We start from the raw sequence: 25,677 nt of genomic DNA, 5'->3' as shown, positions 1-25,677 counted from the left end.
TCCTTAAAAGCTGCGCGGCAGCTCGAGCAGATGCTCGGCCACGTACGACAGGATCAGGTTGGTCGAGATCGGCGCGACCTGATACAGACGCGTCTCGCGGAACTTGCGTTCGACGTCGTATTCGCAGGCAAAGCCGAAACCGCCATGAGTCTGCAGGCAGGCGTTGCCCGCTTCCCACGACGCCTTGGCCGCCAGGTACTTGGCCATGTTGGCACTGGCACCGGCGTTCTGGCCGCTGTCGTATTCGTCGCAGGCGCGCCAGCGCATCAGGTCGGCGGCTTCGATCTCGATATGCGCTTGGGCGATAGGAAACTGCACGCCCTGGTTCTGGCCAATGGGCCGGCCGAACACCACGCGGTCCCGAGCATAGGCGCTGGCCTTTTCGATGAACCAGCGGCCGTCGCCGATGCATTCGGCGGCGATCAAGGTGCGTTCGGCGTTGAGGCCGTCGAGGATGTACCTGAAGCCCTTGCCTTCTTCGCCGATCAGGCTGTCGGCGGGCAGTTCGAGGTTATCGAAGAACAGCTCGTTGGTTTCGTGATTGACCATGTTGGCGATCGGCTGCACCGTCAGGCCATTGCCGATGGCTTCGCGCAGGTCGACGAGGAAAATCGACATGCCTTCGGACTTCTTCTTCACCTCAGCCAGCGGCGTGGTACGCGCCAGCAGGATCATCAGGTCCGAATGCTGCACCCGTGAAATCCACACCTTCTGGCCATTGATCACGTATTTGTCACCTTGGCGCACGGCGGTGGTCTTGATCTTGGTGGTGTCGGTACCGGTGGTGGGCTCGGTGACGGCCATGGATTGCAAACGCATTTCGCCGCTGGCCAGCCTGGGCAGGTAGTACTGTTTCTGCGCCTCGCTGCCGTGCCGCAGCAGGGTAAACATGTTGTACATCTGCCCGTGCACGGTGCCGGAGTTGCCGCCACAGCGGTTGACTTCTTCGAGGATGACCGAGGCTTCGGCCAGGCCCAGGCCGGACCCACCGTATTGCTCGGGAATCATCGCCGCCAGCCAACCGGCCTCGGTCAGGGCCTTGACGAAGGCCTCGGGAAAGCCTTTGCGCTCATCGATACCGCGCCAGTAGGCGGCGTCGAATTCCGCGCACAGGCCGCGCACGCCTTCGCGGATGGCCTGCATTTCTTCGCTGTCGGCGCGGCCTTGGGGAACATGGTTGTTGTCGGTCATTGTTCATCTCCATGGAGTTCAGTCAGGGGCGTGGCTTGGGCTGGGCGCAGCTCTGTCAAAGTGCACTGTCGAAGTGCACTTGGGCGCTCTGCGCCAGGCCATCCGCATTGCTGGCCCACAACTCGGCCACGCCCGGCACGTCAATACGTCCACCAACGCTGAACGGTTGCGGCGCAATCAAGGGCCGCACGCCGCGATAAATGAAGCGCCGCACGTTGGCCTGGGGGTTGGCGCGAGTGAAGGCCCGCAGGTTCAAGGTCGCGATCATCGGCCCATGCACCACCAGCCCGCTGTAGCCCTCGGTGTCGGTGACATAGGGATGGTCGTAGTGAATACGATGGCCGTTGAAGGTCACTGCGCTGTAGCGAAACAGCAGTACGGGGGTAGGTTCGATCTGCTCGGTCCACTGACCACTGGCAACAGGCTCCCGCGCGCCACGCTTGGGGGGCGTGGGCTCGCGGTAGACGATGTCCTGTTCTTCGCGAATGGCCAGCACCTCTTGTTGAAAATAGTCATGGCGCACCGTGACGAACAGCAAGGCGCCGGTGCGGCCGTGTTTTTCTTCAATATGGGTAATGGTCGAAACGCGGGTCGCATCGGCGCCGGCCTTGAGCGGGGTAAAAAACTCGAGTCGCCCGCCGGCCCACATGCGGTTGCGATTATCGGCCGGGGGCAGGAAACCGCCCCGAGCCGGGTGGCCGTCGCGGCCCAGGCCGGATTCAGGCACCGGGTCCTGGAAGAAACACCAGTGCCACAGGGTTGGCAACGGCTCGCCGGCCTTCGGTACCGATTCACCGAACGTTGCGGCGATACGCTTGAGGAGGTTGACGCTGAAATGCTCCTGGCTGGTTTCCTGACGGCCTATCCAGCTGGAAAGATCGGGGTCACTCATGGGAGGGCTGCTCCTTCGCACTGACGGCTTTTATCGTTGTGCAAGGATGATGGCGGCCATGCGCCGTTCTGAGAATTTGCATTTGAATAAGGCGGCGTTCGGCTATGCTGAACACCGCCAGGCCATGCCCAGCCTCACAGGACCCCTGCCATGCACTTCGATCTCGCCGATCTGCGGCTGTTCATCCATATCGCCGAATCCCCCAGCCTGACCCAAGGCGCCCGCCGCGCGTTTCTCTCGCCGGCCGCCGCCAGCGCGCGCATCAAGGCTCTGGAGGCGCAACTCGAGACCCGCTTGCTGTATCGCGACAGCCGAGGCGTAGAAATGACCCCGTCCGGCGAGCGCCTGCTGCAACATGCGCGCCTGATCATGCGCCAGGTGGATTACCTCAAGAGCGAGTTCGCCCAGCACGGCGGCGACTCGACGGGGCATATCCGCATCTTCGCCAACACCACGGCGGTCACCGAATTCCTCCCGGAGATACTCGCCGGCTTCCTGGCGCAACGGCCAGGGGTCACGGTCGATCTGCAGGAGCGACTGTCTCGCGATATCGTGCGCGGCGTGCTCGATGGCACCTCGGACATGGGCATCATTGCCGGGCCGGTCGAAGCCAGCGGCTTACAGGTCATGCACTTCAGCACCGATCGCCTGGTACTGATGGTCCCGGTCGGGCACCCGTTGGCGCAGATCGGCCCGGTCACCCTGGGGCAGACGCTGGAGTATCAGCACATCGGTTTGCACGAAGGCAGCACCTTGCTGAGCTTTTTGCGCGACCATGTGGAGCGGCTCGGCAAGCACTTGCACCTGCGTATCCAGATGTCGAGTTTCGAAGCCATCTGCCGGATGATCGAAGCTGGCGTGGGCATCGGTATCATTCCCGAATCAGCGGCGTTACGGCATAGCCGCACCATGCGCCTGTGCGCCGTGCAGCTCGACGAGCCGTGGGCGATCCGCGAACGCAGCATCCTGGTACGCGAACTGGACGCGTTGCCCGGCACCATTCGCGCATTGATCGCCACCCTGCTGCCCAACGGTCCCTTGCCCATTTAAGCCAACGCCCCCGAACTGTCTATAAGGGCAATTGACTCCAGCCGTAGACTGACCGAAGCTTGCCGACTCGCTCTTCGCGCCCCTCCATGGATTGTGCATGCTCAAGCTGCAACGCTTAGTGATCGTCTGTCTCGCCCTGCTGGCGCTGGCCGCCGCTGTGGTGGTGTGGCGCCATAGCGGGCCGCTGCAGGAGCCTGCGGTGCAGCAGGAGATTTTCGGCAAGGCGCTGCGCCAGGCCCGCAATGGCGAAGCCGGCTCGGCACGGGTGCTTTACCAGCAACTCGGCCGTGATGACCTGCTGCCCACGCAGCGCGCGGTGTTGTACGGCTTGCTGGCCGACTATCCGTCACCTCGAGCACTGAAACTGGCCCGTGCCGACCTGCACAACGACGATCCCGAGGTTCGCCAGGCAGCCATCAATGCCGTGGTCGGGCTGGTACCGGCAACCCAGCGCAGCCTGATACTCGGCCCGCTGCTCGACGACCCGCAAGCCAGCCTGCGCTATGCCGCCGCCACTGCCATGCTCGATTTGTCACCGGACGACGCCGGGCTGTATTTCGGCCCGCTGGACAAGGCCCTCGATGAATATCGTCAGGTGCTGCAGACGCAAAGCGCATCCGGTAACACCCCAGAGGGCGCTGACCCTGCTTCTGACGCGGGCCCTGACCTGGCCAGGCAACTGTTGCTCGCTCGCATCCTCATCCATCAAGGCGACCGCGCTGCTGCCAGCGCACTGCTGAAGCAGGTACTGACGCAACAGCCGGATAACGCTCATGCCATCGCTTTGCAGGTACGCCTGCTCGATCAACCAGGCAACACCGATGCCGCCCGCCAGTGGCTCGCCGAGCAGTTGCGTCAGTACCCTCAGTCGGCTGCACTGCAACACGAGCTGGGGCTCTGGCTGGTCGATCACAAACAGGACGAATACGCGCTGCTGGCACTGACCCGGGCGGTCGAACTGGCGCCGGACAACAGCACCTTCCGCTACAGCCTCGCCCTGACCCTGCATGCCATGGAACAGGTGGATGCGGCCCAGCGCCAATTGCAGGAAATTGTCCAGCGCCACCCTCAGGATCGGCGCGCTCGGGTGCTGCTGATCAACTACTGGAAGGAAACCGGCCAACTGCAGAATGTCCAGGTGCTGCTGGCGCAACTGGAGCAACAGAACCCCGACGATCCACTGGTCCAACAAGGTCTCTAAGCCAAAGCGCCGCGCGTCAGACCAATGTGCAATTGCGCATCGTCTGCAACTGAACCCCCTTCGGCGGGGCAGGTCCGTATTCAATAAGAATGCTGTTTTTTCGGAGACTTGGCCCTTGTCCAGTTCAGAGCAACAGCTGCACGACGCTCAACGACAGATCGAGCAGCTACAGGGTCACATCGCGGCGCTCGAACTACAGATCGAGCAGCGCTCGGCGCAAGCGCGCGACAGTGAAGAAGCGCTGCGCCAGGCACAGAAGATGCAGGCGGTCGGGCAATTGACCGGCGGCATCGCTCACGACTTCAACAATATCCTCACTGGCATCATCGGCAGCCTCGAAATGATGCGCCGCCGCATCGCCAAAGGCCGCTTCGATGATCTTGACGAGCTGATCGAACAAGGCGTCAGCTCCGCCCACCGCGCGGCCAACCTTACCCACCGGTTGCTGGCCTTTTCCCGTCGCCAATCGTTGGATGCACAACCTGTCGAGCTCAATGCACTGGTCGCTCAGATGAGTGACCTGCTGGTACGCAGCCTGACCCCGGCGATCGAGCTGTCCATCAATGGCGAGCCACAGCTGTGGACGGCAGTAGCCGACGCTAATCAGGTCGAAAGCGCCCTGCTCAACCTTGTCCTCAATGCCCGTGACGCCATGCCCTGTGGCGGCAAGCTGCGGGTCCAGACGCGCAATCAACGCGTCGATGCAGCCCAGCCCGACGCGGCCAGCAACCTGCGCGCAGGAGACTATGTGGTGCTGAGTGTCACCGACAACGGCGGGGGCATGCCGCAAAGCGTGGTCGACCGCGCCTTCGATCCGTTCTTCACCACCAAGCCGATCGGTCAAGGTTCCGGCCTGGGGTTGTCGATGATCTACGGCTTCTGCAAGCAATCCATGGGGCATGTCAGCATCGACAGCGCGCTGGGCAAGGGCACCACCGTCAACCTGTTCCTGCCCCGAGGCGAGCGGATGCCGGCGGCCAGCACTCCGGTGCCACGGGCACGGGCGCCGAAAGCGCGCGATGGCGAATCGGTGCTGATCGTGGAAGATGATCCGGCGGTGCGCAAACTGGTGCGCTCGGTCCTAGAAGAGCAAGGCTATCACTGCCTGGTCGCCATCGACGCCGACAGCGCGCAGCCGATCTTCAGCTCGGACGCGCGCATCGATCTGCTGATCAGCGACGTCGGCCTGCCGGGCATGAACGGGCGCCAACTGGCCGAGGTCGGTCGCCATCACCGGCCGGGGCTCAAAGTGCTGTTCATTACCGGCTATGCCGAGCATGCAGCAGTACGCGACGGGTTTCTCGGGGCCGACATGCAGATGATCACCAAGCCGTTCCCTTTTGATCTGCTGACCGCCAAGGTTCACGAGATGATTGGCTGAGGTTCATCGGCCGGCAGTGCCGGCCTGTAAGCCGCCGGACGCGCTGCCACAGAGGTGGCAGCACAACCTACCCCTGTGGGATCGGGCTCTGCCCAAGAGAGGACCAGCTTCTCTGCATCAAGCCAGCTGCTTGTCTACCAGCTGCTTCAAGGTATCCAGATCGAACGGCTTGGCCAGAATCGGCGCCTTCCTGGCGATCGGGCTGCCCGACTCGGCGATTTCCTGCGGGTATCCACTGATGAAGATCACCTTCAACTCGGGGCGCAGCTTGACGGCCGGCTCGGCGATCATGACCCCGGAAATCCCGCCAGGCAGCCGGTAATCGGTGATCATCAAGTCCAGATGGGGCTTGGTTGCCAGGATTTCGAAGGCCTGCTCGGCATTTTCGGCCTGTAGTACCCGGTAACCCTCGCCTGCCAGATAGGTAGACAGAATCATCAAAATATTCGGTTCGTCCTCGACGATCAGGACAACGTCTTGCGCATCTTCACTCATGGAAAGCCTATTCAGGTAGGTCTAGCTGCCAATACGACCATGGGCCGTGGCAGAGGTTGCGTCCGGGTTGCAAGATTCGTCGAGTGGCAGCGTCACGCGGAACATCGCGCCCTCGCCCACCGCGCTATGGACGCTGATCGTGCCGCTGTGGGCGGTCACGATCTGCTCGGAAATAAACAGCCCCAGGCCCAGGCCAGACACCACATGCTTGGCCGATACCCGCTCGAACTGCTGGAAAATCCGTGACTGGTTTTCGGCGCTGATGCCGATGCCGTGGTCCTGTACCTCTATGCGCGCGCCGTTCGCAGCGCTGGCCACGCGTACCTCGATCGGGCTTTTGCCGCCATAGCGCAATGCGTTGGACAACAGGTTGACCACCACTTGCTCAATGCGAAATTCATCCCAGATACCCACCACCGCCTTATCGCCGGCAAAGCTGATATGGGTGCCGATGGCGCTCGCCTGGGGCTCGAAACGCTCGACCACGTTGGCAACCATCTGCGTCAGGTTGAACCGCGTCGGGCGAATCGACAGCTTGCCGGTACGAATGCGCGACACGTCGAGCATGTCCTCGATCAGGCGAATCAAGCTCAGGATCTGCCGTTCGTCACGATCGACCATGGCCCGCAGCTTGTCGGGCGCAAAGGCGTCGAGATTGTCCTTGGCCAGGTGCAGCTTGCGCAGTTGGGTCTCGAGGATCAGCCCGTTCAAGGGCGTGCGCACTTCATGGGAGACGATCGACATGAAGTCATCACGCATGCGCACTGCGTGCTCGAGTTCGCTCTGGGTCACCTGCAGGCGGCGCAGCAGCACCTCCTGTTCCTGGCGCGCGCGTTCGAGCGCATCCAGCTGTTCCTTGAGGGCCTTGCGCTGGCGATACAGGTCGACGAACACGCTGACCTTGCTCTTCACCGCCTGCATGTCCAGCGGCTTGTGGAGGAAATCCACGGCGCCGCTTTCGTAGCCCTTGAAGGCATAGTTCATTTCGCGCCCAGCGGCGCTGACGAACACGATGGGGATGTGTTTGGTCTTCTCGGTGCTGCGCATCAGCTCCGCGAGTTCGAAACCATTCATGCCGGGCATCTGAACGTCGAGGATGGCCAGGGCGAACTCGTGTTGCAACAACAGGGACAGCGCGGCATCGGCGGACAGCGCCTTGTAGACCACGCGATCCTCACGCTGGATCAAGGCCTCGAGGGCCAGCAGGTTTTCTGGCAGATCGTCGACGATCAGCAATTTTGCCTGGAGGTGACTTAGCATTTACTTCGTTCCAGCTTGGCGAGCAAAGAGCCTATGCCGTTCAATGAAAGAATATGGTCGGGCTGCTGCAATTTCAGTGCGGCCAGCGGCATGGTCGGCATCCGCGCTTCGGCCGGATCCTGAACGATCGTCAAGCCGCCCTGACGCTTGATCGCAGCCAGCCCTTTGGCGCCATCCTCATTGGCACCGGTCATCAATACTCCCACCAGGCCGGGGCCATAGGCATCGGCGGCGGAATCGAACAACAGATCGATGGCCGGACGGGAAAAGTGCACCCGTTCCTCCTGACTCAGCGAGAGGGTGAAATCGCGCTCCACCGACAGGTGATAGCTGGGCCCGGCGAAATAGATCACCCCGGGCTCGATCGCCACCTTGTCGCTGCCTTCGCGTACATCGCGGCCCAGGCGCGTGGCAAATACCTCGGATAACTGGCTGCGGCGCTCGTCGGGCAGATGCAGCACTGTCAGGATGGGGATATCGAACGCTTTGGGCAGCGCGCTGAAGACGTGCAGCAGTGCCTCTACCCCACCGGCAGAAGCCCCCACGACGATCGCACCGTAACGATTCATTTCTTCCGGTAGATCCGTTCTTGCTTGACCAGCGGCTCGAATTTATCGCTGTACGCGGAAAAATCCACCGTCTCCTTGCTGCCCAGCACCATGAAGCCGCGATGACACAGGGACTCGTGAAACAGCCCGAACGCCCGCTCCTGCAAACCCTTGTTGAAATAGATCAGCACGTTGCGGCACGACACCAGTTGCGTCTCCGAAAACACGCTGTCGGTCGCCAGGCTATGGTCGGCAAAGGTCACGTTCTCGCGCAGGCTGCCGTCCATGATCGCGTGACCATAGGCGGCGGTGTAATAGTCGCTGAAATCGCGTTTGCCGCCAGCGCGCTGGTAGCTGTTGCCGTAGATACGCATGGCTTCCATCGAATACACGCCCTTTTTGGCCTTTTCCAGCGATGTCGGATTGATGTCGGTGGCGTAGATGATGGTCCGCTCCAGCAAACCCTCTTCACGCAGCAGGATGGCCATGGAGTAGACCTCCTCGCCTGTGCTGCAACCGGCGATCCACACCTTGATCGATGGATAGGTCCGCAACAGCGGCACCACTTCCTGGCGAATCGCCAGGAAGTGGTCGGGGTCGCGGAACATCTCGCTGACCGGAATCGTCAGGTATTGCAGCAACTGCATGAACGCTGTCGGGTCATGGATGACGCGCTCCTGCAACGCCGAGACGGTCTTGCACTCCAGTTGCGTCAATGCATGCTGGACGCGGCGCTTGACCGAAGCCCCGGCGTAATCGCGAAAATCGTAGCTGTACTTGAGGTAGATCGCCTCGATCAGCAGCCGAATCTCGATGTCGGTGTTCTGTTGCACTATCAAATACGCTCCAGTTGCGGCAGCCACACACGAATCAGCGAAAACAGCCGGTCCAGCTCGATCGGCTTGGCCAGGTAGTCGTTGGCGCCCGCCTGCAGGCAGCGCTCCTGGTCATCCTTCATGGCCTTGGCGGTCACGGCGATGATCGGCAACTTGCGCCAGCGTGGGTCCTTGCGAATCTCTCGGGTAGCTTCGAAACCGTCCATTTCCGGCATCATGACGTCCATCAGGACCAGATCGATGTCACCCACCGTGTTGAGCCGTTCGATGGCCTCCAGGCCATTGCGACCGATCTCCACGACTGCGCCCTTGTGTTCCAGGGCGCTGGTGAGGGCAAAGATGTTGCGCACGTCGTCGTCGACCACGAGGATCTTGCGACCTTCGAAGACTTTGTCGCGGCTGCGGGCGGTCTTCAGCATCTTCTGCCGTTCAGTGGACAGCTGGGATTCGACTTTGTGCAGAAAGAGTGTGACTTCATCCAGCAGCCGCTCGGGGGAACGCGCGCCCTTGATGATGATCGAGCGCGAGTACTTGAGCAGCTCGGCCTCTTCTTCACGGGTCAGGTTGCGCCCGGTGTAGACGATGACCGGCGGGAAGGCCTTGATTTCCTCGGTGGACATGCGCTTGAGCAGGTCGTTGCCGAGCATGTCGGGCAGCTTGAGGTCGATGATCATGCAGTCGTAGACATTGGCGTGCAGCAGGTCCAGGGCCTCCTGGGCATAACCTACGGCGGTGATCTCGATGTCGTCGTCGCCGATCAGGCGGGCAATGCTGTCGCGCTGCAAGTCGTCGTCCTCGACCAGAAGGATGCGCTTGAGTTTTTGCGTGAGTTTGGATTCGAGCTTGCCGAACACCTGCTTGAGCTCTTCACGACTCGTGGGCTTGACCGCGTAGCCGACAGCGCCCATGTGCATCGCCGCTTCGACGCGATCTTCCACCGAGATGATGTGCACCGGGATATGCCGGGTGGCCGGCAGCTCCTTGAGTCGCTGCAGCACAGTGAGCCCGGAATGATCGGGCAGGCGCATGTCGAGCAATACCGCGTCAGGAATGAACTGCGCCGCCAGGTCGAAGCCCTCATCGGCGGCATGGGCCACTAAGCAGTGGTAATCCAGCTCGTGCGCCAGATCGAAGAGGATGCGAGCGAAATTCGGCTCGTCCTCGACCACCAGAATGCAACGCTTGCTGAACGGGCCGAGCTCGCGATCATCGACAAACGGCGGAGTGCGCACCACGGGCGGTTCGAGCGGTACCACTGGTGGCACTTCGACCGGTGCATGGCTGGAGGAAAACGTCGTCGCTTGCAAGGTGGCGGCAGCGCTTCCAGGGCGCGGCGAAGCATCGAACTGTTCCGGCAGCACCAGGGTAAAGGTGCTGCCCTGCCCCAAGGCGCTGGTAACGCTGATGTAGCCGCCGAGCAACGCCGCCAGGTCGCGGGAAATCGAGAGCCCCAGGCCGGTGCCGCCATAGCGGCGGTTGGTGGTGCCGTCGGCTTGTCGGAAGGCTTCGAAGATACCCTGCTGCTGGTCAGCGGCAATGCCGATGCCGGTGTCGCGGACATGGAAGGCGATGCCTTCGCCAGGTTGCGCAGCGATGGTCACGCTGACGCTGCCCAGCTCGGTGAACTTGAACGCATTGGACAGCAGGTTCTTGAGGATCTGCTCGACGCGCTGGCGATCGGTGTACAGAGTGGCCGGGGCATTGTCGGCAATATTGATACTGAACCCCAGGCCCTTGTCGGCAGCCAGCGGCGTGAACATCGTGCGCAAGCTGTCGGCCAGCCCGGTCACCCGAGTGTTTTCCGGGCGCACTTCGAGCTTGCCGGCTTCGACCTTGGAAATATCCAGAATATCGTTGATCAGGTGCAACAGGTCGTTGCCGGCGGAATAGATCGATTCAGCGAACTTGACCTGCTCGGCGGTCAGGGTCTGCTCGGCGTTCTCGGCGAGCAGCTTGGCCAGAATCAGGGTGCTGTTGAGCGGCGTGCGCAGCTCGTGGGACATGTTGGCAAGGAACTCGGACTTGTACTTGCTCGACCGTTGCAGCTCTTCGGCACGCTCTTCGAGCTGTATCTGCGCCTGATTGAGCTCGGAGTTCTTGCGGTCCAGCGCATCGCGCTGATCGGCCAGGGCATCGGTACGCTCGGCCAGTTGCTCGTTGGTCTGCTCGAGTTCGGCCTGTTGGGTTTCCAGGTGGGCCTGGGACTCCTTGAGCACCCGCGACTGTTCTTCGAGCTCTTCGTTGGCGGTTTTGAGTTCTTCCTGCTGGACCTGCAACTCTTCGTTGAGCTGCTGGGTCTCGGCCAGCACTTCCTGGAGGCGCTGGCGATAACGGGCTGCTTCGATGGAAGTACCGACGTTGTTGCCGACCAGTTCGAGGAACTCGACATCACGATCGCTGAGTTCACGCAGGAAACCCAGTTCAACCACACCATTGACGCCGTCATCGTTACGGGCCGGCATCACCAGCACGCTGCGCGGTGCGCCGTCGCCCAGGCCGGAGGCGACCTTGAAGTAATCGCCAGGCAGGTTGTCGAGGCGCTGCACGCGGCCGCGCTGGGCCACTTGTCCAGTCACCCCTTCGCCCGGCAAGAGGTTCTGCTCGGCGTTTTCCTGCTCGGCCGAAAACCCGTAGCTGGCCACGCGGCGCAGGCCGCCTCGTTCATCGCGTACATAAACGGCGCCCACGACCGCACCCAGATATTGCGCGAAAAACTCCAGAATGTTGCGCCCCAGCAGGTTCACGCTGAGCTGACCGATGACCTGTTCGGCCAACTGAGTCTGCCCGGTACGCAGCCAGGCCTGGCCCTGCAAGCGTTCGGCGCTGGTGCTCAATGCGTCGAGGTTGCTGCCATACTGGCTGGACAGGCCCAACAGATCGCGACGGCCGAACCAGGCAAGCAGGCCGCTGAGCAACACCACGAAGATCAGATAACTGGTGATCGACACCGTCACGGTATAGGTGACGGCTTCGGAGCGCGCCACCCGCAGTTGCTGTTCGGCACTGATGAAATCGCTGTACTCGTTACGCATTTCGTCCGTCAGGCGCTTGCCTTGACCTTTATGGACGATGCTGCGGAAGTCGCCGTCGACCTTGCGCACCTCGATCAGACTTTTAGCCAGCTCGTTCCATTCTTTCTGCACCGCCAGGATGCGCGTCAGGCGATCGACCTGGGACGGGTTGTCCGCGACCAGCTCCTGCAAAGCCTCGAGCTCGGCGGTGACCCGCGGCCGGGCGATCTCGTAGGGGCCCAGGTAGTCGACCTCCCCTGTCAGCAGATAGCCGCGCATACCGGTCTCCATGTCCACCGACAGGCGCGCCACCTCATTGGCGTTGTTGATCACCCGGTCTGTATGGTCGACCCAGCGCATCACCGAGATCAGATACAGGAGGATGACAATGAAGACGGCCACGCTCAGCACGCCCACACCCAGCGGCAGGCTGATGTTCCGTTGCAGAACCTTGCGGAACCCTTGTTCATCAATAGAGGCGTTTTTGGTCATGTCCATGGCCTGGGCGGGGAAATATTCAAGGCTGGGATTCTGCCGCAAATTCGTCAAAAAGTTCTAAGTTTCCTACGCCAAGTTAAGAAAATTCTTACGAAAATGGCGTTTTCGGATAGGCTTCACCTTGACCAGCACCGATAAATGGCCAAATGCCAGCTCTCTAAGCGAAACTGCAGCCTGGAGTTTTTACTCGGGTGGGGAACTTGTCGGGGGCCGCCACGTACTCATAGTGAGCAAGGGTGGCATCCTGCCCTCATCACCGATCATACGTTTTCAGGAAAGCCTTTCAATGTCCGAAGCCAATCCCGTCACTATCCTCGTCGTCGAAGATGACGCCATCGTGCGCATGTTGATCGTCGATGTGCTCGAAGAACTCGAGTACAAGGTGCTGGAGGCTGAAGACAAGGCAGGGGCGATGACCTTGTTGAATGACGTCGCGCAGCCACTAGCGCTGATGATGACCGACGTCGGGCTACCGGACGGTAACGGCATTGACTTGGCGCGCGAGGCGCTGAAGCTGCGTACCGGCCTGCCCATACTGATTGCCAGCGGGTACGGCGATTCGGCTGAGAACCCACCCGGCACCGAGGTACTGGCCAAGCCCTTCTCCATCGACCAGTTGCGCGACAAGGTGCGTGGCATGCTGGGCGGCGGCGTTAATTGATGGGCATAGCGCTAGCGCTGCTGGTATTGCGCTAGTTGCTGTCGCAAGCGAATCAGGCGTTCCTGGCTGTCGGTCGGAATGTGCGCCGCTTCTCGCAGAACTCTCTCGAAACTTTCCAGCTCCGCCAGCATCGGGGTAGCGCCCGCCGTCAGCGCCGCACCGTGCAGGCGGTGAACCCTGTGCAGCACCTCACCTGGCTGGGCACCTAGCAAAGCACATTCGAGCAATTGCAAGTCCTCGTGGCTGGTTTCCAGGAACATGTGAGTCAGGACGCGCTTGTCCTCGGCCGACAGCTGGAATGATCCGGGCGCATCCGGCCGATCCGGGGCTGAGCGCTCAAGACCGCTCACCCATGGCGCTTTCATCGCTGCTCCAGTTGCGAGCGGATCTTGAACAGTTCGTTATCGCTGGCCAGCCCCAACTTGCGAAACGCCGATTGCTTTTGCGTGCTGATGGTCTTGATGCTGCGCGAGAATTTCCCGGCGACCTGAGTCACCGACATGCCGGCCAGGCAGCAGCGCAGCACTTCGCGTTCCCGCAGGGTCAGGTTGTTGGTCCTGACCAGCGCCTCAATCGCGGACTTGTTACCTTTGATCGTTGAGTCTGGTACTTGCGTGGCGATATCCCGATCCTCCAGCAACGAGGCCATCCTCGGCTCCAGGTAGACGGTGCCAGTCGCCAGCGCGCGCACGCCTTCCAGCAAATGTACCGGGTCGCTGTCCTTGCCGATGAAACCCATCGCGCCACAGCGCAGCGCCAGGCTCACGGTGGCTGGGGTGTGCGTGGCCGAAATTACCAGGAGTTGAACGGCGGGAAACTTTATCCGCAGTGCGCGGATGAGGTTCAAACCGTCGGTTTCTTCCGGGCCAAGGGCAAAATCCATGACCACGACATCGACGGGCGATTGCTTGAGTGCCAGTAGCAGGTCACGGCTACGCGTGAAACATCCGACGATGTCGAATTCAGCATAGGTGCCGAGCACATGCTGCATACCGCACAGCACGAATTCGTGGTCATCGAGCAGCATGAGGCGGATGGGGTTGCTGGTTTCACACATGGTGTATTGGCGCCCTGCGTTAGAAATGGGGTTACACCTGCCGGCGCGGTAAAGCGAGGTTCGGGCTGAGATGAATGTCGCGGGAGCTGCTCTGCATTGGGCTGTGCCGGCGCTCTTCACGGGGCGGAATCTTAACGGCGGGGGGCGTGCAGCCCTATAGGAAAAGTCTGAAACACGTAACTGCATGTATTTAATTGATAAACGCTATCGATACAGGTGATGAGGGCATGCACGCCAGTGATGTTACTTTTTACCTCGAAGCACGAATCCACTCACGCAGCCTGGTTTTCCCCCGACCTCCAGTGCCTGTCGAGCGGTTCCGCTTCAGTCCTTTGGTGAAACTCCTCTGACCGCCCTCCCCGCAGATGGCGGTCTTTTTTTTGCCCCGCTTTTAACGTTGCTGGCTGGCAGTGCGGGGGCTTGAGCCTCGCTGGCCGCGGCCTCGACTTGCTGCTGTGCGCGAGCCGCAAGCTCCAGCAACTGTTGCTGCAGCACCGCTTGTGCACCCTCTGCCTGTGCCGCGCGGCGCCCCCAATCGCTGACCAGTTCACGCTGCTGGGCCAACTGCACTTCGTGTTGCTCGGCCAGGCGCTTTCCGGCGGCCTGCTCAGCGGCCTGTGCCGCGAGTTGCAGCTGCAACTGGCGCTCGCTGTGGGCGGCCTCGGCGAGCAAACGCTCGTTGCTGCGGTTAAGGCGGGTCAGCTCATCCTGACGGACCACCGCCGATTGCTGCAGTTGGCGGACTTCGACCTGAATCATCTGCACCTGGGCTTCGTGGCGGCGCTGCTCCTGTTCACGCTGCTCACGCACCGAATCGCGATAGTGCTGCAGCGCATCACGACTGTGCCGATGCTGCTCCTCCAATGACTGCACCCGTTGCTGCTGGTCATCGAGGCGTAACTGCAGATCGTCGCAGGCCTGGCTCAATCTGGCGTTACGGGTGAGCTCGGTCTGCAAGCTGCTTTGACTGACCTGCAAGCGCTCGCTTGTCTGCTCCAGTGCCGACTGCAGCACCGTCTCGCGTATCAGGGCCTGGTCGAGCTGCGTTTCAGCGGCTTGAGTACGGGCTTGAAGCGCTGCGGCCTTGGTTTCCAGGTCGGCCTGGGCCTGGTCCAGGTAAGCCTGGCTCTCGTCCCGCAATTGCTGGGCGATACTGGCGACCAAGGTGCTAAGGGCGTCGGTCAATACCGGCGCTCCTTGAGCAACGGCAGGCATTGCCTCATCGAGTTCGCGCAGATAGCGATGAATAGTGCTTTTTGATCCTGTGTTGCCCAATTCGATACGTATGGCATCGATGCTCGGGTGCTCGCCCCGTGCCAGCAAGCTTTCTCGCGCCTTGCTTACAAGGGCCTTGTTGATACCGCCACGGGCCATGTTCACTCCGGATAATTTCGTACTGTGGTACGTATTATGTAATTACACCGTACCAATGGCGAATTCTTTTTGTAAAAATCTTGGGAACTGGCATTCAATAATTGAGCATTATCGAATGGCAGGCCGATCACGGCCCTGCTTCTGAGCCACGGAGGTGTACCGAAATGCGCCTTAGTGGCGCCTCGTTTCGACCTACCTATCCCACCCTGCACCACCCTCTTCTAGCCTCGCATCCAATAGAGGGGAGCAATGATCGTGGGGAGGAACATGGATAAGACTTGGCAGGAGTTCGCCACCTACGCGGTGATAGGCATTGCCAACAGCGTGATTCACTGGCAGCTGTTCTTCATTTCCCGTGACGCCTTCGAACTCAGTCAGGCGCTGAGCAATTTCCTGGCGTTCTGCGCGGCGGCCTCATTTTCGTTCTATGCCAATTCTCTCTACACCTTTGAGGCAAACGCCTATATGGCGCGGTACCTGGTGTTTATGGCGAGTGTGGGCGCAATCAGCCTGGGCATCGGCGCATTGGCCGACCATTGGCAGTGGCCAGGCCTGGTGACGTTGACGATGTTTTCGGGAATCAGCTTGATCGTCGGCTTTCTGATCTCGAAATGGCTGATCTATCGCGTGCCCAAGCGATGAAGCGGTATTCGACGACTCCTGCGTGCACAGACAGTCCGGGCTTTGTGGCCTCAGTTACCCACAAAAACGGGCACCTCCAGCCACTCATGGCTGACCTTGCGTAAATGGGCGGTCAACGTGCTCAGCAACTCACCGCCATTACGCCAATGGTGCCAGTACAACGGCACTTCCAACGACCTGTTCGGCAGCAACTCGACCAACACCCCTGCCCGCAACTGCTCGGCAATCTGCAACTCCGGTATCAAGCCCCAACCCATCCCCGCCTCGGCCATGCGGATAAAGCCTTCCGACGACGGGCACAGATGGTATTGAAAGCTGCCCGCCGCCTGCAGCGAGGCCATGTAACGATGCTGCAAGCTGTCGTCCGGGCCGAACACCACGGCGGGCGCTCGCTCCAGGCGTTCAATCGTGACACCTGGGGAGAAATGGCTGGCCATGAATGCAGGGCTGGCTACCGCCCGGTAGCGCATGACCCCCAACAAGACACTGCGCGCGCCAGCCACGGGGCGTTCGCTGGCACACAGACAGGCCGCCACTTCGCCGGCGCGCATGCGCTTGAGCGCGACTTCCTGATCCTCGACCACCAAATCCAGCAACAAGCGCTGCTCGCGACAAAAGTCACCCACCGCGCCTGCCCACCACGTGGCGAGGCTATCGGCATTAAGGGCGATGCGCAGGCGATCGGGCAAGCCTGCTTCGGTCAGCGTCGGCACCTGCCCCAGCAAGTCGCGCTCCAGCAACCGCACCTGTTGAACGTGGTTGAGCAGGCTCATGCCCACGGGTGTGGCGGTCGGCGGGCTACTGCGCACCAGCACCGGCTGACCGACCCGCGCTTCGAGCAGTTTGATCCGCTGCGACACCGCCGATTGCGAGAGATTGAGCGCCTGGGCAGCACGCTCGAAACCGCCCTGCTCGATCACCGCGCTCAGGGCGGCCAGCAGTTTGTAGTCGATCATCGATTTTCCTGATGTGCGATACTTGAGATTCACTGCCCTTATACAGGTATTGCCGACGGACATGAACGAGCGGATCGAGCGGTATCTCAAGGCCGGCACTCGCGACAACACCCGGCGCAGCTACCAGGCCGCGGTCGAGCACTTCGAAGTCAGCTGGGGTGGCTTTCTGCCAGCGACCGCCGACAGCATCGCGCGCTATCTGGTGGACCATGCCGAGCGTCACTCCATCAATACCCTCAAGCAGCGCCTCGCCGCCCTCGCCCAGTGGCACATCAGCCAAGGGTTTCCTGACCCGACCAAGGCACCGATGGTCAAACAGCTGCTCAAAGGCATCCGCGCCACGCATCCAGTGCAGCAAAAACAAGCCGCGCCGTTGTTGCTGACGCAGCTGGAGCAGGTGGTCAGCGCGCTCGAAGCCAGCGCTGCAACCGCCGCTGAACGTCACGACATGGCGGCACTGTTACGTGCCCGGCGCGATATCGCGCTGTTATTGATCGGTTTCTGGCGCGGCTTTCGCGGGGACGAGCTGGCGCGCCTGCTGGTCGAGCACATCCAGGCCGAGCCCGGAACCGGCATGACCCTGTATCTGCCTCACAGCAAGGGGGATCGGCTCAACCAAGGCGTCAGTTATCGCGCGCCGGCGCTCAAACGCCTGTGCCCGGTGCAGGCTTATGGCAACTGGATCACCGTGGCCGGCATCGCCCATGGCCCGGTGTTCCGGCGCATCGATCGCTGGGGCAACCTGGGCGAACAAGGTCTCAACGCCAACAGCCTGATCCCCTTGCTACGCGGCGTGCTCGAGCGCGGCGGGCTGCCTGCCGACCTGTATAGCAGTCACTCGCTACGTCGCGGATTTGCCACTTGGGCGAGCGCTAACGGTTGGGACATCAAGGCGTTGATGACCTACGTGGGCTGGAAGGACATGAAGTCGGCATTGCGCTATATCGACCCGGCGATGTCGTTTGCCAATCTGCAGTTGTTGCCTTGAATCCGTTGAGTTTATGCAATACGCACTAGCGTCTTAACCGCCGAAGCCCAGGTATTGTGATCATCATTCAATATGCTTTACTGGTCGATTGGACCTTTTCGGAGATAGCTGATGACCGCCCCCGCCTCGCTCTACCTTGAATCCTTCAACGTCGGCGACACCTTCACCAGCGCCAGCACCGTGATCACGCTCGAACAGATCAAAGCCTTCGCCAAAGAATTCGATCCACAGCCTTTCCATCTCGATGAAGCCGCCGCTCGCGATACGCTCTTTGCGGGCCTGGCCGCCAGTGGCTGGCACACCGCCGCGCTGACCATGCGCCTGCTGGTCGACAGCCTGCCCCTGGGCGACGGCCTGATCGGTGCTGGCAGCGACCTGCGCTGGCCGACCCCGACGCGCCCTGGCGATGAACTGCACGTGCGCAGCGAAGTGCTGGAGATCAAGCCCTCACAATCCAAACCCGACCGTGGCATCGTCGTGGTGCAGTGCGACACCCTTAACCAACGCGGCGAATGCGTGCAACGCGCCATCAGCCAATTGCTGGTGTTTCGCAGCGCGCGATAGGCGAATGCGTGCAAGTACCGACCTAGAGCGGTTCAAGTTGAACTGTGCGTTTATCGCCCGAATTGCACCGGGCGAGTGCTCAAGTTTGCGGATGGACGGTGGATAACGTGATGACAATTATTTCATCCGTAATCCGGAGTGCAACCCATGTTCGTCCACCTCAAAGTCCGCACCGGCATGATCGGCGTCTTGCTGCTGTTCGTTGTGGCCCTGCTGTTTTCCACCGTCAATAGTTGGTGGTCGGCTGTGCGCAGCCATGACCAGATCGACGAGCTGAGCCGCACTTCGCATCAGATCGACGGCATCAACAACGCCCTGCTGCTGGCGATCCGCACCAGCGCCAATGTGTCGTCGGCCTTCATTGAAACGGTGGGCGGTCGCTTTGACGATGCCGAAGCGCGGCTGGTGCGCAGCGAGGGCATCTGGAACGACGCCATTGCCAAGGTCAATGCCTCGACCACCGACCTGCGTGACCCGCAGCTCAAGGCGCTGGCCGAAGACCTCAAAGGCGCCTTCGCCGAATACGGCGCCGCGATCGTCGGTCAACGGGCCGCTACCCGCGCGCGTTCGGCAGACCAATATTTCGTGGTCAATATCGCAGCCGGTAACGGCATGAGCAAGCTTCAGGAAATCCGCGTCAAACTGGTGGGCGCGCTGGACGCACGCGCCGCCGAGATCAATCAAGAGTCGACGGCCCGCCTGGCCACCGCCAAGCTGCTGTCCATCGCCTTGGGCGCAGTGACGCTCGCACTGGCGGTGCTGTGCTGGATATTCATTAGCGGTCGAGTGTTGCGCCCTTTGCGCGACGCCGGCGAGCATTTCAAGCGCATCGCCAATGGCGATCTGACCCGTGAAGTCATCTCCCCAAGCCGCAACGAGATCGGCGAGCTGTTCGTCGAGTTGCAGCGCATGCAGGCCAGCCAGCGCGAAACCCTGATCCAGATCGCCGGCTCCGCGACGCAACTCGCCTCGGCCGCCGAAGAGCTCAACGCCGTGACCGAAGAAAGCAACCGCGGCCTGCAGCAACAGGACATGCAGCTTGAACAAGCAGCCACGGCGGTCAACCAGATGACCAGCGCAGTCGAAGAGGTGGCACGTAACGCCGTATCCACCTCACAAGCGGCCACCGCCTCCAACACCCTGTCGGAAAAGAGCCGCCAGCAGGTACGCGAAAACATCGCCGGCACACAGTCCATGACCGCCGAAATCCAGGGCAGCGCCGAGCGCATCCAACACCTGGCCGATGAAGTCCGCAATATCGGCAAAGTCCTCGATGTGATCCGCGCCGTCTCGGAACAGACCAACCTGCTGGCCCTCAATGCCGCCATCGAGGCCGCGCGCGCCGGTGAAGCCGGTCGTGGCTTCGCAGTGGTGGCCGATGAAGTGCGCACCCTTGCCTACCGCACCCAAGAGTCGACCCGCGAGATCGAACAGATGATCGCCAGCGTGCAGGGCACTGCCGAACAGGCTGTCGAGTCGATGCGCAGCAGTACCACGCGCGCCCAGGGCACCCTGGAAATCACCCAGGCTTCTGGTGCTGTGCTGGAGGACATCTTTGCCGCCATCGGCCAGATCAACGAGCGCAACCTGGTGATCGCCAGCGCGGCGGAAGAACAGGCCCAGGTGGCGCGAGAAGTGGACAGCAACCTGGTGGCGATCCGCGACCTGTCGGCGCAGTCGGCGGCAGGTGCCCTGCAGACCAACGCCGCCAGCCACGAACTGTCGCGCCTGGCCGCCGAACTCAGCGCTTTGGTGGGGCGTTTCCGGACCTGAGAGCTGGCCTCGCCAGGGTCCTTGGTTTAGGTCAAGATAGCCGGCAGAATCCGCGCTCGACCAAGGACCCCCATGCAATCCGCTTTCGAAAGCGTACTGGCCAACAAGAACATGGCGCACCAGGCCAAGCGCGGCCTGGCATCATCCGGCGGCAACCGCCAACGGGTCGCACTGGTGCTGTTCGAACACTTCTCCATGATGGCGTTCACCGGTGCCGTCGATGCCCTGGTCACCGCCAACCTGCTCAATCCTGAACCGCTATACGAGGTCTGCTCGTTCGGGCTGACCGCCACCCAGGTGACCAGCGATCTGGGCATCGTCATCTCGGCCGACCACGCGCTGAACGCCCTTGAAGAAAAGTCCTGGGACCTGATCATTCTGTGCGGCGGCTTTCGCGTGGCCCTGCGCGAGCACGCGGTACTGCGCAGCAAATTGCGCGCCGCCGCGGCCAAGGGGGCGATGCTTGGCGGCCTGTGGAACGGTGCGTGGTTCCTGGCCCAGGCGCACTTGCTGGACGGTTACGAATGCGCCTTCCATCCCGAAGGCCGAGCGATGATGGCGGAGGATTATCCCGACGTGCGACTGAGTTCGCGAAGCTTCGTCATCGATCGCCAGCGGATCAGTTGCGCGGGCGCCAACAGTTCACTGCGCATGATGCTGGAGGTCATGCGCCGCCAAGGCGCCGGACACCTGATCAGCGCCGTGGAAGAGATTCTGGCCTGTGATCAGAGCGCCGATGTGCAAGACATCTCCGTCATGGCCATCGACTCTGACCCGACGCTGCCACAACCCTTGAAGTCCGCTTTGGAGCTGATGCACAACAATATCGACGAGCCCTTGAGCGTCGACGAAATCGCTCGCTGCGTGCAGCTTTCCAAGCGTCATCTGGAGCGCCAGTTCTGCAGTTTCATGAAGGCCACCCCGACCCGCTATTACCTCGAATTGCGCCTGACCCGGGCGCGGCAACTGATCCAGCAATCCAACCGGCCGATCGCCGATATCGCCGTGGCTACCGGTTTTGTCAGCCTGTCGCATTTTCAGCGGCGCTTTCGCGAGTTCTTCGACATTGCCCCCGGGCGCCTGCGCACAGCCGGGCGCAGTGCTTCATGACCGCGCTTATGACGGCAGCGGGCTCTGGTTCTTTTCCAGCCACTCCAGTGTCTGCGCGAACGGCATGGGCCTGGAGAACAGATAACCTTGCACGGTCCGGCAGCCCAGGCTCAGCAGCGCATTCATCTCGTCGGTGGTCTCGACACCTTCGATAATGCAGTCCAGGCCCATGTCCTGACTCAAGGCCACCAGTGACTTGACGATCTTGTAGCTGGCGGGGTTTTCATGGATGCCGGTGACGAAACTGCGATCGACCTTCAATTTGGTCAGGGCCAGCGCGTGCAGCTGGCTCAGGCTCGAGTAGCCGGTGCCGAAGTCATCCAGCGATACGCCGCAGCCCATCCGGCGGAACAACCCGATGGCCCGCTGTACCTGGACGATATCCTGCATCACCGCGGTTTCGGTGATTTCCAGATCCAGCTGCGCCGGATCGAATTGGCTCGCCAGAATGGTATCGATGATTTGCTGGACGTTTTCCTGGGAGCCGCAATCATGGGCGGACAGATTGAACGACAAGCGCACCTCGGGCGGCCACTGTTCCGCTGCCCGCAGCGCCTTGCGCAACAGCGGCAAGGTCAGGCGATTGATAAAGCCGATGCGCTCGGCAATCGGTATGAACTGGCTGGGCGGCACGCTGCCCAGGTCCGGGCTGGCCCAGCGCGCAAGTGCCTCGAAGGCTACCGTGCGGCCACTGTGCAGATCGACGATGGGCTGGAACAGCACGCTGAACTCAAAATCCAGCTTTGCCCGGCGCAGCGCCTGTTCGGTCAGTGTGTCGCGTTGCAATTGCTGGTGGTGCGCGGCACAAAACAAGCTCAGGACGCCCGGATGATTGCGCTTGCTCTGGTACAGCGCATAGTCGGCGTATTCGTAGACGCTAGCGGCGCTGGAGGCCAGATCCGGGTAAGTGGCGATGCCCAGCGAGGCGCTGATCTGCACCGGCACGTCGATCAGGGTAAAGGGCTTTTTCAGCTCGGCGCAGATGCTGTCGCCGAATGCCTGCAGCTGCTCATTATCGCGCACATGGGTAAAGATCAAGGCGAACTCGTCACCGCCCAACCGTGCCACCTGCATGGTCGCATCCATCGATGCGGTCAGACGCTGGCCGACCTGCACCAGCAAGCGGTCGCCCACGCTATGGCCGTAAACATCGTTGACCGGCTTGAAGCCGTCCAGATCCAGAATCCCCACCGCCAGCCGCTGGCCCGTCTGCTGCGCCTGCGCCAAGGCTTTATCCAGAGCGGTGAAAAACTGCCGGCGATTGGGCAAGCCGGTCAGGCTGTCCTGGTTGGCCAGGCGCAGGTTCTCGTCACTGAGTTTTTCGGTTTCGGCCTGGGCGTTGACCAGCCGCGTGAAATCGCCGTAGTGGTTCTGCAGGATTACCAGCATGGCCCCTGTCACCAGCACCACGTTCACCGCGGTGGCAACAAAGGTGGTGATATGGGTCGAGGCGAAAAAACCGACGAACACCACATTGACCACCGCCGCCGTAATCAACGCCGCCGAGCGCAACTGCATCAGGCAAAAGATACAGCCGATGACGGTGATGCCCATGTAGAAAGCGACATGCGCCTGCTCGTACGCTCCCCCATAGCGGAACAGCGACAGCGCCCACACAGCGAATCCTGCGGAGATGAATCCGGTCATGCGGGTGGTGCGGGTCAGGGCCTCGTAGATGACTTGCGGCTCGGGTATCGCGCGGCTTTGGCGCTGATGCCAGACCCAACTGCGCACCGAACACACCAGCGTCAGGACCACCGGCACGGTCAGTGTCAGCCAGCCTGGTGCATAACTGTAGTGCGTCCAGGCGAGGGCCCAACTGTTGACCAGCAGGATGAAATACATCATCGGGATTTGCCGGGACAGCACCCGGTACTGCGCCTGCAACAATTTAGGATTGTCGCGGGGCACAGACATCAGCGTCCGCCATTTGGCGGCCAGTTCTGTCTTCATAGGTGAGGGCATCTCGTTTTCCAGCAGCGTCTGGCAGTGGCCACGCTGACGTCGACGGCTAGCGTCAGGCTTGCTTGTTTATCGGCGCAAGCCCCGGATTCTGTAGGCTCGGCGATAAATGGCAGATCGATTGCGTGATTGCGTACGCAGTGATCCAAACCATGCCAGGAACCACCGACCTGGGCGCTTGTCGCACATCCAGTGCCCGCAATTTCTGGCCGTCTTCTCCTTCGTGACAGGATCCCTCTATGCCCAGCCTTTTCGAACCGCTCAATCTCGGCGCCCTGACCGCTCCACATCGCGTATTCATGGCCCCGCTGACGCGCGGGCGCTCGAGCCGTACCCATGTGCCCAGCGACCTGATGATCGAGTATTACACCCAGCGTGCCAGCGCTGGGCTGATCATCACCGAAGCCACCGGTATCTCCCAGCAAGGCCTGGGCTGGCCTTATGCGCCCGGTATCTGGAGCGACGAGCAGGTCGAAGCCTGGAAGCCGGTGACCGACTCGGTGCACGAAGCAGGCGGTCGTATCGACCTGCAACTGTGGCACATGGGCCGCATCGTGCATCCGAGCTTTATCGGCGGAGCAACGCCGGTATCGGCCTCGGCGACCACTGCGCCGGGCAGCGCTCACACTTACGACGGCAAACAGCCCTACGCCCAGGCACGGCCGTTGACCCTGGACGAGATCAAGCGCCTGCTCGACGATTATGAGAAGGCCGCGGCCAACGCCCTGGCAGCGGGTTTCGACGGGGTGCAGATTCATGCCGCCAATGGCTATCTGATCGATCAGTTTCTGCGCGACAACAGCAACTTTCGTCAGGATCAATATGGCGGCTCGGTGGACAACCGCATTCGCTTGCTGCTGGAGGTCGCCGAACGTGTGGTGCACACCGTCGGCGCCGAACGCACCGGTGTGCGGCTGTCGCCCAATGGCGACTCGCAGGGGGTCAACGACAGCGACCCCAATACCCTGTTCAGCGCAGCGGCGGCAGGCCTGGACAAGATAGGCATTGCCTACCTGGAGCTGCGCGAACCTGGATTCGACGGCACCTTCGGCAAGGCCGACCGCCCGCCTGTGCATCCGGTGATTCGCAAGGCGTTCAGCCGGCCTTTGATCCTCAATTCCGATTACACCCTGGAGCGCGCACAAGCGGCACTGGATGCCGGTGAGGCGGACGCGATCACCTTTGGCCGGCCATTCCTCGCCAATCCGGACTTGCCCTATCGGCTCTCAAAGGGGCTGGCGCTGAACGAGGATGTCATGGCCACCTGGTACAGCCAGGGCCCCGAGGGCTATGTCGACTATCCGTTCGCCGACTGACTCGCCAGGTTCGAGGCCTCCCACACGGGGCCTCACGGCACTTAGAACCAACGATCCTTGCGCTTGCGGCCACGGCTCAAGGCCGGCAGGATCAATCCCGCGAGCAGGCCTGCGCCGGCGATGCTGCCGCCATAGACCATGTAGCTCATCATCACTTGCTTGTTCTCGTCACCCAGTTTGGCTTGGGCGGTGCGCAGATCCGATTGGGCTTCGGACAACTGATCGTTGAGTGCCTTGCTGCGCCCCTGCAGCTCGTCGATCAACGATTTGCGTGTGTCCAGCGTTTCCTGCATGCCTTGCACGCGCTGCTTCCAACTGTCGTCGATAGTCTTGAGCTGTGTGCTCAGCTCGGTCACCTGCTGGGTCAATTGCGGCACGCGTTCGACCGGGCCAGGCACGTCCTGCAAATTGCTGCTGGGCAGCCATACCGTGTCGCCCGACTCGCCCTTGACCTGGCTGTAGTCACCTTGAGTATTGATCAGTTCCAGTTTTTGCCCGGACTTGACTGTGCCGACAATTCGATAACCATCGGTGGGACCGCTGCGTACGTAGGTGCTGAGGTTGTCGCTGACCCAGCGCTCATTACTGGCACCGTGGGCCTCGCTGGCGACAAAGGTGACGAGCAGGCCGCCCAACAGGCAGGTCAAGGGCGAGCGGCGAAAAACGGAACGACGGATCAGCGACATAATGGTATTCACTTGAAAAATAGATAAAAAAGCCCCGATGACCGGGCCGATGACCATAACGATTGAATATCGACGAGGCGCCGCCAGTACGCACGGGCATATCGCTACGACTGCCACGCGCGGTGGCTAACTGCGAGGGAAAACGCCTGGAACCTGGCTGACAGCCAGCGTCGGGCAGCCAAATTGCTGCCAGCACAAAGACCGTTTTATTGGCGCAAGGTTCCG

At 61.4% G+C, this 25,677-nt stretch carries 22 protein-coding genes and 1 pseudogene; 10 read left to right on the top strand and 13 right to left on the bottom strand.

The window, feature by feature from the left end:
* Positions 1-3: 3 nt before the first annotated feature.
* On the bottom strand, positions 4-1,191 hold the full coding sequence (locus REH34_RS29540; RefSeq protein WP_311970214.1) for an acyl-CoA dehydrogenase family protein: 1,188 nt from the start codon (positions 1,189-1,191) through the stop codon (positions 4-6).
* 55 nt (positions 1,192-1,246) lie between these two features.
* Positions 1,247-2,083, bottom strand: coding sequence for a MaoC family dehydratase N-terminal domain-containing protein (locus tag REH34_RS29535; RefSeq protein WP_311970213.1), 837 nt, complete (start codon positions 2,081-2,083; stop codon positions 1,247-1,249).
* A 150-nt stretch (positions 2,084-2,233) separates the two neighbouring features.
* Here REH34_RS29535 and REH34_RS29530 point away from each other — a divergent pair, with 150 nt between their 5' ends.
* From REH34_RS29530 to REH34_RS29520, 3 genes and pseudogenes are all read left to right on the top strand, one after another.
* Positions 2,234-3,133: a LysR family transcriptional regulator gene (locus tag REH34_RS29530; RefSeq protein WP_226502609.1), complete on the top strand. Its 900-nt coding sequence runs from the start codon at positions 2,234-2,236 to the stop codon at positions 3,131-3,133.
* A 97-nt stretch (positions 3,134-3,230) separates the two neighbouring features.
* Positions 3,231-4,334 carry a tetratricopeptide repeat protein gene (locus tag REH34_RS29525; RefSeq protein ID WP_226502608.1) on the top strand — a complete coding sequence of 368 codons (1,104 nt, stop codon included), beginning with the start codon at positions 3,231-3,233 and terminating at the stop codon, positions 4,332-4,334.
* Between the two features lie 64 nt (positions 4,335-4,398).
* Positions 4,399-5,715, top strand: a pseudogene (locus REH34_RS29520) (ATP-binding protein); the annotation flags it as partial.
* Between the two features lie 117 nt (positions 5,716-5,832).
* Here REH34_RS29520 and REH34_RS29515 read toward each other — a convergent pair.
* The 5 genes from REH34_RS29515 to REH34_RS29495 are packed head-to-tail and all read right to left on the bottom strand — an operon-like array spanning position 5,833 to position 12,357.
* The gene (locus tag REH34_RS29515) at positions 5,833-6,210 is read right to left on the bottom strand and encodes a response regulator (RefSeq protein ID WP_226502607.1); all 378 of its coding nucleotides are present in this window, start codon (positions 6,208-6,210) and stop codon (positions 5,833-5,835) included.
* 21 nt (positions 6,211-6,231) lie between these two features.
* Positions 6,232-7,470 carry a hybrid sensor histidine kinase/response regulator gene (locus REH34_RS29510; protein WP_226502606.1) on the bottom strand — a complete coding sequence of 413 codons (1,239 nt, stop codon included), beginning with the start codon at positions 7,468-7,470 and terminating at the stop codon, positions 6,232-6,234.
* Positions 7,464-8,039: a chemotaxis protein CheB gene (locus REH34_RS29505; protein WP_226502605.1), complete on the bottom strand. Its 576-nt coding sequence runs from the start codon at positions 8,037-8,039 to the stop codon at positions 7,464-7,466. The genes REH34_RS29510 and REH34_RS29505 overlap by 7 nt, the downstream gene beginning before the upstream one ends.
* Positions 8,036-8,851, bottom strand: a complete 816-nt coding sequence (locus REH34_RS29500) for a CheR family methyltransferase (protein ID WP_409373205.1) — start codon at positions 8,849-8,851, stop codon at positions 8,036-8,038. Before REH34_RS29500 ends, REH34_RS29505 begins: the two co-directional genes overlap by 4 nt.
* 2 nt (positions 8,852-8,853) lie before the next feature.
* Entirely contained in the window at positions 8,854-12,357 is a 3,504-nt protein-coding gene (locus REH34_RS29495) for a response regulator (RefSeq protein ID WP_311970212.1), read from the bottom strand.
* A gap of 292 nt (positions 12,358-12,649) precedes the next feature.
* Between REH34_RS29495 and REH34_RS29490 the strand changes: the two genes are divergently transcribed.
* The gene (locus REH34_RS29490; RefSeq protein WP_226502602.1) at positions 12,650-13,024 is read left to right on the top strand and encodes a response regulator; all 375 of its coding nucleotides are present in this window, start codon (positions 12,650-12,652) and stop codon (positions 13,022-13,024) included.
* Between the two features lie 11 nt (positions 13,025-13,035).
* Here REH34_RS29490 and REH34_RS29485 read toward each other — a convergent pair whose 3' ends face one another.
* The 3 genes from REH34_RS29485 to REH34_RS29475 all read right to left on the bottom strand — a co-directional run bounded on the left by REH34_RS29485 (position 13,036) and on the right by REH34_RS29475 (position 15,455).
* On the bottom strand, positions 13,036-13,389 hold the full coding sequence (locus REH34_RS29485) for an Hpt domain-containing protein (protein WP_311970211.1): 354 nt from the start codon (positions 13,387-13,389) through the stop codon (positions 13,036-13,038).
* Positions 13,386-14,081: a response regulator transcription factor gene (locus REH34_RS29480; protein WP_226502600.1), complete on the bottom strand. Its 696-nt coding sequence runs from the start codon at positions 14,079-14,081 to the stop codon at positions 13,386-13,388. Before REH34_RS29480 ends, REH34_RS29485 begins: the two co-directional genes overlap by 4 nt.
* A gap of 324 nt (positions 14,082-14,405) precedes the next feature.
* Entirely contained in the window at positions 14,406-15,455 is a 1,050-nt protein-coding gene (locus tag REH34_RS29475; protein WP_311970210.1) for a DNA-binding protein, read from the bottom strand.
* Between the two features lie 267 nt (positions 15,456-15,722).
* Here REH34_RS29475 and REH34_RS29470 point away from each other — a divergent pair, with 267 nt between their 5' ends.
* Positions 15,723-16,097, top strand: a complete 375-nt coding sequence (locus tag REH34_RS29470) for a GtrA family protein (RefSeq protein ID WP_311970209.1) — start codon at positions 15,723-15,725, stop codon at positions 16,095-16,097.
* A gap of 50 nt (positions 16,098-16,147) precedes the next feature.
* On the opposite strand, the gene REH34_RS29465 is transcribed toward REH34_RS29470, so the two are convergent.
* The gene (locus REH34_RS29465) at positions 16,148-17,053 is read right to left on the bottom strand and encodes a LysR family transcriptional regulator ArgP (RefSeq protein WP_311970208.1); all 906 of its coding nucleotides are present in this window, start codon (positions 17,051-17,053) and stop codon (positions 16,148-16,150) included.
* Between the two features lie 61 nt (positions 17,054-17,114).
* On the opposite strand from REH34_RS29465, the gene REH34_RS29460 reads away from it, so the two are divergent.
* The 4 genes from REH34_RS29460 to REH34_RS29445 all read left to right on the top strand — a co-directional run bounded on the left by REH34_RS29460 (position 17,115) and on the right by REH34_RS29445 (position 21,488).
* Positions 17,115-18,041, top strand: coding sequence for a site-specific integrase (locus REH34_RS29460; RefSeq protein ID WP_311970207.1), 927 nt, complete (start codon positions 17,115-17,117; stop codon positions 18,039-18,041).
* Between the two features lie 111 nt (positions 18,042-18,152).
* Positions 18,153-18,605 (top strand): MaoC family dehydratase, encoded by a 453-nt coding sequence (locus REH34_RS29455; protein WP_311970206.1) that lies wholly within the window; start codon positions 18,153-18,155, stop codon positions 18,603-18,605.
* Positions 18,606-18,752: 147 nt separating this feature from the next.
* Positions 18,753-20,378, top strand: a complete 1,626-nt coding sequence (locus REH34_RS29450; RefSeq protein ID WP_311970205.1) for a methyl-accepting chemotaxis protein — start codon at positions 18,753-18,755, stop codon at positions 20,376-20,378.
* A gap of 72 nt (positions 20,379-20,450) precedes the next feature.
* Positions 20,451-21,488: a GlxA family transcriptional regulator gene (locus REH34_RS29445; RefSeq protein WP_311970204.1), complete on the top strand. Its 1,038-nt coding sequence runs from the start codon at positions 20,451-20,453 to the stop codon at positions 21,486-21,488.
* Between the two features lie 6 nt (positions 21,489-21,494).
* Here the strand turns inward: REH34_RS29445 and REH34_RS29440 are convergent, their stop codons facing one another.
* On the bottom strand, positions 21,495-23,441 hold the full coding sequence (locus tag REH34_RS29440; protein WP_311970203.1) for an EAL domain-containing protein: 1,947 nt from the start codon (positions 23,439-23,441) through the stop codon (positions 21,495-21,497).
* Between the two features lie 248 nt (positions 23,442-23,689).
* Here REH34_RS29440 and REH34_RS29435 point away from each other — a divergent pair, with 248 nt between their 5' ends.
* Positions 23,690-24,766, top strand: coding sequence for an alkene reductase (locus tag REH34_RS29435; RefSeq protein WP_226502591.1), 1,077 nt, complete (start codon positions 23,690-23,692; stop codon positions 24,764-24,766).
* A 41-nt stretch (positions 24,767-24,807) separates the two neighbouring features.
* Here the strand turns inward: REH34_RS29435 and REH34_RS29430 are convergent, their stop codons facing one another.
* A complete protein-coding gene (locus REH34_RS29430; RefSeq protein ID WP_226502590.1) occupies positions 24,808-25,452 on the bottom strand; it encodes a TIGR04211 family SH3 domain-containing protein in 645 nt (214 codons plus the stop codon).
* Positions 25,453-25,677: the final 225 nt, after the last annotated feature.

Origin of the sequence: Pseudomonas baltica (assembly GCF_031880315.1) — a bacterium.
Classification (GTDB): Bacteria; Pseudomonadota; Gammaproteobacteria; order Pseudomonadales; family Pseudomonadaceae; genus Aquipseudomonas.
The sequence above is the reverse complement of the archived record's forward strand: the minus strand, read 5'-3'. Positions and strand labels throughout refer to the sequence as shown.

Coding starts and splice junctions, on each gene's coding strand:
- REH34_RS29430 (WP_226502590.1), bottom strand. CDS start 25,452: ATGTCGCTGATCCGTCGTTCCGTTTTTCGCCGCTCGCCCTTGACCTGC.
- REH34_RS29515 (WP_226502607.1), bottom strand. CDS start 6,210: ATGAGTGAAGATGCGCAAGACGTTGTCCTGATCGTCGAGGACGAACCG.
- REH34_RS29450 (WP_311970205.1), top strand. CDS start 18,753: ATGTTCGTCCACCTCAAAGTCCGCACCGGCATGATCGGCGTCTTGCTG.
- REH34_RS29530 (WP_226502609.1), top strand. CDS start 2,234: ATGCACTTCGATCTCGCCGATCTGCGGCTGTTCATCCATATCGCCGAA.
- REH34_RS29495 (WP_311970212.1), bottom strand. CDS start 12,357: ATGACCAAAAACGCCTCTATTGATGAACAAGGGTTCCGCAAGGTTCTG.
- REH34_RS29475 (WP_311970210.1), bottom strand. CDS start 15,455: ATGGCCCGTGGCGGTATCAACAAGGCCCTTGTAAGCAAGGCGCGAGAA.
- REH34_RS29440 (WP_311970203.1), bottom strand. CDS start 23,441: ATGAAGACAGAACTGGCCGCCAAATGGCGGACGCTGATGTCTGTGCCC.
- REH34_RS29510 (WP_226502606.1), bottom strand. CDS start 7,470: ATGCTAAGTCACCTCCAGGCAAAATTGCTGATCGTCGACGATCTGCCA.
- REH34_RS29525 (WP_226502608.1), top strand. CDS start 3,231: ATGCTCAAGCTGCAACGCTTAGTGATCGTCTGTCTCGCCCTGCTGGCG.
- REH34_RS29540 (WP_311970214.1), bottom strand. CDS start 1,191: ATGACCGACAACAACCATGTTCCCCAAGGCCGCGCCGACAGCGAAGAA.
- REH34_RS29490 (WP_226502602.1), top strand. CDS start 12,650: ATGTCCGAAGCCAATCCCGTCACTATCCTCGTCGTCGAAGATGACGCC.
- REH34_RS29460 (WP_311970207.1), top strand. CDS start 17,115: ATGAACGAGCGGATCGAGCGGTATCTCAAGGCCGGCACTCGCGACAAC.
- REH34_RS29445 (WP_311970204.1), top strand. CDS start 20,451: ATGCAATCCGCTTTCGAAAGCGTACTGGCCAACAAGAACATGGCGCAC.
- REH34_RS29465 (WP_311970208.1), bottom strand. CDS start 17,053: ATGATCGACTACAAACTGCTGGCCGCCCTGAGCGCGGTGATCGAGCAG.
- REH34_RS29470 (WP_311970209.1), top strand. CDS start 15,723: ATGGATAAGACTTGGCAGGAGTTCGCCACCTACGCGGTGATAGGCATT.
- REH34_RS29535 (WP_311970213.1), bottom strand. CDS start 2,083: ATGAGTGACCCCGATCTTTCCAGCTGGATAGGCCGTCAGGAAACCAGC.
- REH34_RS29455 (WP_311970206.1), top strand. CDS start 18,153: ATGACCGCCCCCGCCTCGCTCTACCTTGAATCCTTCAACGTCGGCGAC.
- REH34_RS29485 (WP_311970211.1), bottom strand. CDS start 13,389: ATGAAAGCGCCATGGGTGAGCGGTCTTGAGCGCTCAGCCCCGGATCGG.
- REH34_RS29505 (WP_226502605.1), bottom strand. CDS start 8,039: ATGAATCGTTACGGTGCGATCGTCGTGGGGGCTTCTGCCGGTGGGGTA.
- REH34_RS29480 (WP_226502600.1), bottom strand. CDS start 14,081: ATGTGTGAAACCAGCAACCCCATCCGCCTCATGCTGCTCGATGACCAC.
- REH34_RS29435 (WP_226502591.1), top strand. CDS start 23,690: ATGCCCAGCCTTTTCGAACCGCTCAATCTCGGCGCCCTGACCGCTCCA.